Annotated in this window: 6 protein-coding genes; 5 read left to right on the top strand and 1 reads right to left on the bottom strand. The window is 60.1% G+C overall.

Annotation, left to right across the window (positions count from 1 at the left end):
* The first annotated feature begins 86 nt into the window (after positions 1-86).
* Together ACRESJ_RS21320 and ACRESJ_RS21315 are read left to right on the top strand one after the other, a co-directional pair.
* Positions 87-965, top strand: a complete 879-nt coding sequence (locus ACRESJ_RS21320) for an MBL fold metallo-hydrolase (protein ID WP_431759668.1) — start codon at positions 87-89, stop codon at positions 963-965.
* Between the two features lie 28 nt (positions 966-993).
* Positions 994-1,608, top strand: coding sequence for an NAD(P)-dependent oxidoreductase (locus ACRESJ_RS21315; RefSeq protein ID WP_431759667.1), 615 nt, complete (start codon positions 994-996; stop codon positions 1,606-1,608).
* A 139-nt stretch (positions 1,609-1,747) separates the two neighbouring features.
* On the opposite strand, the gene ACRESJ_RS21310 is transcribed toward ACRESJ_RS21315, so the two are convergent.
* Entirely contained in the window at positions 1,748-2,629 is an 882-nt protein-coding gene (locus ACRESJ_RS21310) for a LysR substrate-binding domain-containing protein (RefSeq protein ID WP_431759666.1), read from the bottom strand.
* A 159-nt stretch (positions 2,630-2,788) separates the two neighbouring features.
* Here ACRESJ_RS21310 and ACRESJ_RS21305 point away from each other — a divergent pair, with 159 nt between their 5' ends.
* The 3 genes from ACRESJ_RS21305 (at position 2,789) to ACRESJ_RS21295 (ending at position 7,272) form a co-directional block, all read left to right on the top strand.
* Positions 2,789-4,426 carry a 5-guanidino-2-oxopentanoate decarboxylase gene (locus tag ACRESJ_RS21305; protein ID WP_431759665.1) on the top strand — a complete coding sequence of 546 codons (1,638 nt, stop codon included), beginning with the start codon at positions 2,789-2,791 and terminating at the stop codon, positions 4,424-4,426.
* Entirely contained in the window at positions 4,423-5,871 is a 1,449-nt protein-coding gene (locus ACRESJ_RS21300) for an aldehyde dehydrogenase family protein (protein WP_431759664.1), read from the top strand. The genes ACRESJ_RS21305 and ACRESJ_RS21300 overlap by 4 nt, the downstream gene beginning before the upstream one ends.
* Before the next feature lie 297 nt (positions 5,872-6,168).
* Positions 6,169-7,272 carry an extracellular solute-binding protein gene (locus ACRESJ_RS21295; protein WP_431759663.1) on the top strand — a complete coding sequence of 368 codons (1,104 nt, stop codon included), beginning with the start codon at positions 6,169-6,171 and terminating at the stop codon, positions 7,270-7,272.
* The last annotated feature ends 91 nt before the right edge of the window (positions 7,273-7,363 follow it).

Here is a 7,363-nt window from a genome sequence, read left to right as displayed (position 1 = left end):
GCCTGACACCCAGCGGCGTCCTCTAGTCCTTCGCGAGCAAGCTCGCTCCTACAGGTAGAGAGCACTCTCAGACTACGGAGCTACAGATGATCGGATTCACCACCCTCAAGCGTATTTTGCTGGCCACGGCCGCCCTCGGTTTCGCCGCCCATGCCAGCGCATCCACGCTGACCCTGGACGTCTACAACCCCGGTGAAAAAGCGATCTTCCCGGTGACTTCGGTACTGGTCAGCGGCGAAAAAGACGCGATCCTGGTGGACGCACAGTTCGGCAAATCCCAGGCCGAACAGGTGGTGGAAAAAATTCGCGCCAGCGGCAAGCAATTGACCACCATTTACATCAGTCACGGCGACCCGGATTACTACTTCGGCCTCGACACACTGACCGCTGCATTTCCCAAGGCCAAGGTGCTCGCCTCGCAGCCAACCGTTGATCACATCAAAAAAACCGTCGACGGCAAACTGGCGTTCTGGGGGCCGAAAATGGGCGCCGACATCCCGGCCAAAACCATCGTGCCGGACGTGCTCAAGGGTGACAGCCTGATCCTTGAAGGGCAGAAATTGCAGGTGATCGGCCTTGAGGGCAAGCAGCCGGACCGCAGTTTTGTCTGGATTCCATCGATCAAAGCCGTGGTCGGTGGTGTGGTCGTGGCAGAAAACATCCACGTGTGGATGGCCGATACCCAAACTGCGCAATCCCATGCCGACTGGTTGGCTACGCTGCACGCGATTGAAAGCCTGAAACCGAAAACCATCGTGCCGGGTCACTACCTCGGCGAGAGCGCCCGTTCTCTGGCCGCTGTGCAGTTCACCGCCGAATACATCAAGGCCTTCGACGAAGAAACCGCCAAGGCCAAGGATTCAACTGCGTTGATCGACGCAATGAAAAAACGCTTCCCGTCACTGGGCGAAGAAAGCTCCCTGGAGCTGAGCGCCAAAGTCGCCAAGGGCGAGATGAAGTGGTAATCCGCTGTTCAATCTTCTGGAGAAGTTCATGAGCAAAATCGCAATCATCGGTGCCACCGGTCGTGCCGGTAGCCAACTGCTGGAAGAAGCCCTGCGTCGCGGCCACAGCGTTACCGCCATCGCACGCGACACGTCGAAAATCGGCCAGCGTGCTGGAGTGCTCACTCGTAATGTCGACGCTCTCGATGCCAGCGCATTACAAGAAGCCATCGTCGGTCATGACGTGGTCATTAGCGCAGCGCATTTCGCCACGCTGCCTGCCAGCGCCGTGGTCGGGCCGGTGAAAAAGGCAGGGGTCGAACGCTTGCTGGTGGTGGGCGGGGCGGGTTCGCTGCTGTTGCCCGATGGCACTCGGGTGATCGATAGCGCGGGTTTCCCAGAGGCTTACAAAGCAGAGGCCAGCGCCGGTGCCGAGTTTCTAGGAAAGCTGCGAGAAGAAAAGGATTTGGACTGGACCTTCCTGTCGCCTTCGGCCGAAATTGTCGAAGGCGAGCGCACTGAGAAATTCCGCACCGGTCAGGATGATTTGCTGGTGAGCAGTGAAGGGCGTAGCTGGATCACATTTGCTGACTATGCGATCGCGATGCTCGACGAAGTGGAAACGCCGAAGCATTCGCGACAGCGGTTTACCGTCGGGTATTGAGATCACTGATCACTTGTGGGAGCGGCGGTGCGACGATTCGACTTGCCCGCGATTGCGGTGGTTCAGCCGACATCAATGTTGAATGTTAATCCGTCATCGCGGGCAAGCCCGCTCCCACAGGGGCAGGGATTTGCAGTTTTTATCGAGACTGCGCCTGCTCCACCAACCACCTCATCAATTCACGCAGTTTCGGCGAAGGCCCGGGTTTTTCGGGGAATACCAGGTAATACGCCAACCCGGTTTTCACTTTCAGTTCGAAAGGCATGACCAGCCGTCCGGCGTTCAGGTCATCGCCGATCAGTGACCAGTCGCCGATCGCCACCCCCGTTCCTTGAGACGCCATCGACATCGCCAGGTCGAGCGTTTCGAAATGCTGGCCCTTGCCAACATTGCTCAATTGCACATCCGCTGCCTTCAACCAGGCCTTCCAGTCACGCTCATCACGGGTCGGGTGCAGCAACAAATGCTGTTGCAAATCGGCCGGTGTTTGCAGCGTCATCGGCCCTTCGAGCATGGGCCTGGAGCAGACCGGAGTCAGTTGCTCATCGAACAGTTTTTGCGACATCAATGCAGCGTTCGGCGGTGGGCCGTACATCACCGCGGCATCGAATTGTTCGCGATGAAAATCCACGCCGTGCTTGACCGTGGTGGTCAGTTCCACCGGCACGTCCGGGCGCTCCTTTTGCCATTGCAACAGTCGTGGCAACAGCCAGCGCATGACGCAGCTCGGCGCCTTGAGTTGCAAGGTCTCGCGCTTCTCGCCGATCTGCTCCACGGCCTCGTCGATCAGCCCGAAAATCTGCTGGACCTTCGGCAGCCATTCCCGACCCTCGGCCGTCAGATCGAGACCCCGAGCCAGGCGGATGAACAATTCATAACCGAGAAAATCTTCCAGCCCCGCGATCTGTCGGCTCACCGCACCTTGGGTGATGTGCAGTTGCTCAGCGGCCCGGGTGAAATTGCAGCACTGCGCGGTAATCAGAAATGTGTGCAGCGCCGGCAGGGGAGGCAGTCGTTTCATTGGGATCCAAGGTATGACGTAAGGACATGGCTAGTATGACTTTTTATCCATTGTTGCGGCTATGTGTCGCCCGTTCCAATGAGGCCATCCCTGGACCTGCGAATCCATCATAAACACAGCGCAGGCCCGGCGTCTCAAACGAACAAGAAGGGCAAAGACATGGCGACGTGCGGCGAAGTATTGGTCAAGTTACTCGAAGGCTACGGGGTTGAGCAGGTGTTCGGCATTCCCGGGGTTCATACCGTGGAGCTGTATCGCGGGCTGGCCCGTTCGAGCATCAACCATGTCACGCCGCGTCACGAACAGGGCGCCGGTTTCATGGCTGACGGCTATGCGCGCACCAGCGGCAAGCCGGGTGTGTGCTTCATCATCACCGGCCCCGGCATGACCAACATCACCACCGCGATGGGTCAGGCTTACGCCGATTCGATCCCGATGCTGGTGATCTCCAGCGTGCAATCGCGCAACCAGTTGGGCGGCGGTCGCGGCAAGCTGCATGAGCTGCCGAACCAGGGCGCACTGTGTGCCGGTGTCGCGGCGTTCTCACATACCCTGATGTCGGCGTCGGAGTTGCCGGGCGTTCTGGCCCGTGCCTTTGCGTTGTTCCAGGCCGGTCGTCCGCGCCCTGTGCACATCGAAATTCCGTTGGATGTATTGGTTGAAGAAGCAGACGACTTGCTCGGCAGCGTCCCGGTCAATATCGACCGCGCAGGTGCTTCGCCGAGCGCTGTTTCGCGCATGACTGAATTGCTGGCCAGCGCCAAGCGCCCGTTGATCCTCGCCGGTGGCGGCGCCATCGATGCGGCTGGCGAGCTGACTGAACTGGCTGAGTTGCTGGACGCTCCGGTGGCCCTGACCATCAATGCCAAAGGCATGTTCGAGTCCGCTCACCCGCTGCTGATCGGTTCGACCCAGAGCCTGGTCGCCACCCGCGCGCTGGTTGCCGAGGCCGATGTGGTGCTGGCGATTGGTACTGAACTGGCCGAGACCGACTATGACGTGACCTTCGCCGGCGGCTTCGAAATTCCGGGCAAACTGCTGCGCGTGGACATCGATCCAGACCAGACCGTACGCAACTATCCGCCGCATGTGGCGCTGGTGGCCGATTCGCGCAACGCAGCACAGGCCTTGCTCAGCGCGCTGTCGCACAAATCCCTGGCCGAACGCCGTAATGATTGGGGCCAGGTGCGCGCCGCTCGCCTGCGAGAAGAACTGGCCCAGACCTGGGATGCACCGACGCTGGCCCAGACCCGCTTCCTCGAAACCGTTCTGCATGAATTGCCGGACGCGGTATTCGTCGGCGATTCGACCCAACCGGTGTACACCGGCAACCTGACCTTCAACCCTGAGCGTCCGCGTCGCTGGTTCAATTCGTCCACCGGTTACGGCACGCTCGGTTACGCCCTGCCGGCAGCGATTGGCGCCTGGCTGGGTGGTAGTGCTGAAAGCGGCACGCGTCCACCGGTGGTGTGCCTGATTGGCGACGGCGGTTTGCAGTTCACCCTGCCGGAACTGGCCAGCGCCGTTGAAGCGCGCACGCCGGTGATCGTGCTGCTGTGGAATAACCAGGGCTACGAAGAGATCAAGAAATACATGGTCAACCGCGCCATCGAACCGGTCGGCGTCGACATCTACACCCCGGACTTCATCGGTGTCGCCAAGGCTTTGGGCTGCGCTGCCGAGGCCATCAGCGGTGTAGAGCAACTGCGCGGCGCGTTGCGTGCAGCGGCAGATCGTCAGGGGCCGACCCTGATTGAAATCGATCAGGCGCAATGGATGAAGGCGGTGTCGAAATGACCTTCCCCACTACGCTGGATGGCCTGTACATCAACGGCCAATGGTCGGCCGGTCATGAACACCTGCGGGTCATCAACCCGGCCACCGAAGCTTTGTTGACCACCGTGAATGGTGGCGACGAGGGCGCCGTCGACCTGGCGGTGAGCGCGGCGACCAAGGCCTTTGCCGACTGGTCGAAAACCACTGGCGCTGAGCGCGGTGCAATCTTGCGCAAAATCGCCGCTGGTGTGCAGGCCGGTCGTGAAAAGCTGATGTATTTGCAGTCGAGCAACAACGGCAAGCCACAGTTCGAAGCGGCCATCGACGTCGACGACGTGATCGCCACGTTCGAGTACTACGCAGGTCTCGCCGAAGCCCTCGACGGTAAACAGGACAGCGCCATCGAGCTGCCAACCGACGACTTCAGTGCTCGTCTGCGCCGTGAGCCGTGCGGTGTGGTCGGCCTGATCGTGCCGTGGAATTTCCCGATGGTGACCACCGCGTGGAAACTCGCTCCGGCCTTGGCCGCGGGTTGCTGCGTGGTGCTCAAACCTTCGGAAGTGACACCACTGCCGGAGCTTGAACTGGCGGCAATCATCGCTGAAGCAGGCTTGCCTGCCGGTGTGTTCAACCTGGTATGTGGCACCGGCCTGGCCGTTGGTGCCCCGATGTCGGCTGATCCGCGCATTGCCAAGATTTCCTTCACCGGCAGCAATGCGGTGGGCGTGCAGGTCATGCAGCGGGCGGCGGAAACCGTCAAGGGTGTAAGCCTGGAGTTGGGCGGCAAATCTTCCTTGTTGGTGCTGGCCGATGCGGACCTCGATCTGGCGGTGGAAGTGGCCTGCGGCGGTGGCTTTTTCAACGCCGGGCAAATGTGTTCTGCCACCAGCCGCGTGTTGGTTGCTGATGAACTGGCCGATGAATTCCTCACCCGTGTGAAGGCTCGCGCCGAGGCGATTCGCGTGGCTGACCCGTTCGACCCGAATGTCGAGATGGGTGCATTGGTCAATCAGGCGCAGTACCAGCGCGTGCTCGGCCATATCGATCGCGGTTTGAGCGCTGGCGCCAAGCTGGTCTGTGGCGGCAATCGTCCTGCAGACCTGCCGCGCGGATATTTTTTGCAGCCGACGGTTTTCACCGAAGTGCCCCTGGACAGTGCGCTGTGGTGTGAAGAGATTTTCGGCCCGGTGATTTGTGTACGCAGTTTCGCCACCGAAGCCGAAGCGATTGCGCTGGCCAACGACAGTCAGTTTGGTCTGGTCGCCAGCGTGGTCACACGTGACGCCGAGGCGGCCGATCGTGTCGCCAACGCTCTGCAGGCGGGGCTTGTGTGGATCAACGCGCCGCAGGTGATCTTCCCGCAGACCGCGTGGGGCGGCTACAAGCAGAGCAGCATCGGCCGCGAATTGGGGCCTTGGGGCTTGCAGGCTTTCCAGGAAATCAAACACGTGATTCGCGCCGTCTGACACCGCCCCTGTGTAGGAGCGAGCTCGCTCGCGAAAAACGTTAACGATAACGCTGGGTGCCTGATACCCCGTGGTGTTCTCGGGTTCTTCGCGAGCAAGCTCGCTCCTACAAGGAGGCATGCGCTGGCGTCATGGCTTCAATGAGTTTTTATCGATAGTCAGGTGTTTTGCACGACCTCAGGATGAACCCGCCGGATCAGCCAAAGCCCCATGAATACAGGGGGTAAATGCTGGCCTGATGCGCAGATGCAACGGTTGCTACCAATCTCATACCTACAAAAATAATGGGAGTCCGTAATGGGCGAGCACGATCTGAACAGACGTCAATTTATCAAAACCGTGGGCGTCGCCTCGGTTGCCGCGGCGGCCATGAGCATGCCATTCATCAAGGCCAACGCGAGCGATACTCGCTTTCAAGGCAAGACCCTGCGTCTGTTGACCTGGTCCGATGACACCGGCCTGGCAGCGTTGCGCAACATCGCGGCAACCTTCGAAGACAAGTACGGTTGCAAGGTCATCGCCGACCGCACCGGCAGCACCTCGGAAATGGTCGCCAAACTCAAGGCTGGCGGTGATCGCCCGCAGTACGACGTCATCACCCTGGCGGGTGTCGGTGCCGAAGGTCTGGCCGCTGCCAACCTGCTGGAAAAGCCTGATCTGAACCGCATTCCCAACCTGGTCGACGTACCGGAAAAATACCGCACCGGCGCCAATGGCCACGGTATCGGTTACCTGCTGTGGTGCAACAGCCTGGTCTACAGCACCCGCACCATCAAGGAGGCGCCGAACAGCTACGCCGCCCTGTGGGATGCCGACCTGTCGCCGAACATCTTCCTGCCGCCGCCGAACTGGACCGAGGCCATGGACCTGATCATCATTGCCGCCAAACTGGCCGGTGGTGACGAGCACAACATCGAACCGGGCTTCAAGAAACTCGCCGAGCTCAAGGACCGCGTAGTGACTCTGGGCGAAAACCCGAACCAGATCGCCGAGCTGTTCCGTACCGGTTCCCTGGACATGGGCGGCCTTTACGCGCCGGCCTTTTTCCCGAAACAGATTCGCGATCCGAACTACGGCCTGGGCGCCACCTTCGGCATGAAGGAAGGTTTCTACACTGACCTGATGTTGTCGGTGATGCCGAAGAATCGTCCAGGCGATACCGACCTGACCTACGCGTTCATCAACCACTCTCTGGACCCGCTGGTGCAGGGCAAGATGGCCGAGGACATCTACAACGGCCCGGTCAACGCCAAGGCCATCATCTCTGCCGAAGCGCGCAAGAGCCCGTACATCCTCACGCCGGAGCAAATTTCCGAGAAGGCGATCATGCACGACAACGCCTTCCTGGCCACCGTGCATGACCAATGGATTCGTCGTTACACGGAAATCTTTTCTTCCTGATCGAGTGGCGAACACAAGATCTTCAAACACTGAAGATCCCCCTGTGGGAGCGAGCCTGCTCGCGATTGCGGACTGACGTGCAATATTAATG

Origin of the sequence: Pseudomonas sp., assembly GCF_050739655.1 — a bacterium.
GTDB lineage: Bacteria > Pseudomonadota > Gammaproteobacteria > Pseudomonadales > Pseudomonadaceae > Aquipseudomonas.
Note: the sequence above shows the minus strand (reverse complement) of the source record. Positions and strands in the feature narration are given on the sequence as shown.

Excerpts from the sequence above, each read along its gene's own strand:
- ACRESJ_RS21320 (WP_431759668.1), top strand. The coding sequence starts at position 87 with ATGATCGGATTCACCACCCTCAAGCGTATTTTGCTGGCCACGGCCGCC.
- ACRESJ_RS21315 (WP_431759667.1), top strand. The coding sequence starts at position 994 with ATGAGCAAAATCGCAATCATCGGTGCCACCGGTCGTGCCGGTAGCCAA.
- ACRESJ_RS21310 (WP_431759666.1), bottom strand. The coding sequence starts at position 2,629 with ATGAAACGACTGCCTCCCCTGCCGGCGCTGCACACATTTCTGATTACC.
- ACRESJ_RS21305 (WP_431759665.1), top strand. The coding sequence starts at position 2,789 with ATGGCGACGTGCGGCGAAGTATTGGTCAAGTTACTCGAAGGCTACGGG.
- ACRESJ_RS21300 (WP_431759664.1), top strand. The coding sequence starts at position 4,423 with ATGACCTTCCCCACTACGCTGGATGGCCTGTACATCAACGGCCAATGG.
- ACRESJ_RS21295 (WP_431759663.1), top strand. The coding sequence starts at position 6,169 with ATGGGCGAGCACGATCTGAACAGACGTCAATTTATCAAAACCGTGGGC.